The following is a 1,622-nucleotide window of genomic DNA, read 5'->3' as shown; positions in this document are numbered from 1 at the left end:
TCACGGGTGGTTATGACTTACACTCAATGAAAATCAAAGAGCAAACTAGGAAGCTAGCCGCAGGTTGCTCAAAACACCGTTTTGAGGTTGTAGATGAAACTGACGAAGTCAGTAACCATACATACGGTAGGGCGACGATGACGTGGTTTGAAGAGATTTTCGAAGAGTATTAACTATTATGCTTTACAAACTAGTGTAGAAGTGATATACTATAGGTGAAGTTACTAGTAGGTATTACAAAATAGATTAGAAGGGAGAAGTGATGAAAGAAACTCAGCTATTAAAAGGTGTTCTTGAAGGTTGTGTCTTGGATATGATTGGTCAAAAAGAGCGGTATGGTTATGAGTTGGTTCAGACTTTGCGAGAGGCTGGATTTGATACTATCGTTCCAGGAACTATTTATCCTTTGTTGCAAAAGTTAGAAAAAAATCAATGGATAAGAGGCGACATGCGCCCGTCGCCAGATGGTCCAGATCGGAAGTATTTTTCATTAATGAAAGAAGGAGAAGAGCGTGTCTCGGTCTTTTGGCAACAATGGGACGATTTGAGTCAAAAAGTAGAAGGGATTAAGAATGGGGGTTAAACCATGAAGAAAATGAAGTATTATGAAGAAACAAACAATTTGTTGCATGAGTTTTCTGAGGACAATCAGCAGTATTTTGAGGAGTTGTGGGAAAGTTTTAATCTTGCTGGATTTCTCTATGATGAAGACTATCTCAGAGAGCAGATTTATTTGATGATGTTAGATTTTTCAGAAGCAGAACGAGATGGCATGAGTGCAGAGGATTATTTAGGTAAGAATCCTAAAAAATTAATGAAAGAGATGCTCAAGGAAGCACCACGTAGTTCGGTCAAAGAGTCCTTTTTAACACCAATTCTTGTCCTGGCGGTATTACATTACTATCAACTACTAGGCGATTTTTCTAAAGGTCCTCTCTTAACAGTCAATTTGCTCACGTTTTTAGGGCAACTTCTTCTTTTTCTAGTTGGCTTTGGGCTTGTGGCTACAATCTTACGTTGGAGCTTAGTCCAAGATTCTTCTAAAATGAAAATTGGCACCTATATTGTCGTTGGGATTCTTGTTCTGCTAGTTGTTCTGGGATATGTAGGAATAGGAAGTTTTGTACAAGAAGGAGCCTTTTATCTTCCTGCTCCCTGGGACAGTTTCCTTGTCTTTACGCTTTCTCTAGTCATCAGTATTTGGAATTGGAAAGAAGCGGTCTTTCGTCCCTTTGTCAGTATGATTGTTGCCCATCTTGTGGTGGGTTCTCTGCTCCGTTATTATGAGTGGATGGGCATTTCAAATGTTTTCCTCACAAAGATTATTCCTTTAGCTGTCCTCTTTATTGGAATCTTTGTCTTGTTCCGTGGGTTTAAGAAGATAAAATGGAGTGAAATATAGTCAAAAAGCCGTTGCAAAGCGGTTTTTTGTTATAATTAAATGAAGAATGTAGAATTAAAGGAGAAAAATTTGATGAGATACATAACTCTTGGTCAAGATGACAAAGAATTATCAGAAATTGTTCTCGGAATGATGAGAATAGAAGATAAGTCTGTAAAAGAAGTTGAAGAGCTTGTAGAAACAGCACTTTCTGTTGGAATCATACTCAATCATTTTCAAA

Annotated in this window: 2 protein-coding genes and 1 pseudogene; all 3 read left to right on the top strand. The window is 37.9% G+C overall.

What is annotated here, in order from left to right; translation table 11 throughout:
- The first annotated feature begins 262 nt into the window (after positions 1-262).
- Positions 263-583 (top strand): PadR family transcriptional regulator, encoded by a 321-nt coding sequence (locus HT671_RS10065; protein WP_000665420.1) that lies wholly within the window; start codon positions 263-265, stop codon positions 581-583.
- A 3-nt stretch (positions 584-586) separates the two neighbouring features.
- Positions 587-1,402, top strand: a complete 816-nt coding sequence (locus tag HT671_RS10060; RefSeq protein WP_000738385.1) for a hypothetical protein — start codon at positions 587-589, stop codon at positions 1,400-1,402.
- Positions 1,403-1,441: 39 nt separating this feature from the next.
- Positions 1,442-1,622 (top strand): annotated as a pseudogene (locus tag HT671_RS10055) (hypothetical protein); the annotation flags it as partial.

Source organism: Streptococcus sp. 2741 (assembly GCF_013276315.1).
In the GTDB taxonomy this organism is placed as follows: domain Bacteria; phylum Bacillota; class Bacilli; order Lactobacillales; family Streptococcaceae; genus Streptococcus; species Streptococcus pseudopneumoniae.
Note: the sequence above shows the minus strand (reverse complement) of the source record. Positions and strands in the feature narration are given on the sequence as shown.